This is a genomic window from Haemophilus sp. UMB1048 (assembly GCF_030218125.1).
Lineage (GTDB): Bacteria > Pseudomonadota > Gammaproteobacteria > Enterobacterales > Pasteurellaceae > Haemophilus_D.
In genome coordinates, this window is sequence record NZ_JASOPB010000234.1 from 1 (window position 1) to 206 (window position 206).

General features: G+C 51.9%; 1 tRNA gene. It reads left to right on the forward strand.

Annotated elements, in window-relative coordinates:
• Positions 1-129: 129 nt before the first annotated feature.
• A tRNA-Val gene (locus QP437_RS10590) sits at positions 130-205 on the forward strand.
• The last annotated feature ends 1 nt before the right edge of the window (position 206 follow it).

Here is a 206-nt window from a genome sequence, read left to right on the forward strand (position 1 = left end):
TTAGCTCAGTTGGGAGAGCACCTCCCTTACAAGGAGGGGGTCACTGGTTCGAGACCGGTATCGCCCACCACTTTTCTAAAGTGTTCTTTCCGCTCAAACTTTCCCATTATTTAAACGCTTTTCTTATGTGGGCGATTAGCTCAGTTGGGAGAGCACCTCCCTTACAAGGAGGGGGTCACTGGTTCGAGACCGGTATCGCCCACCAC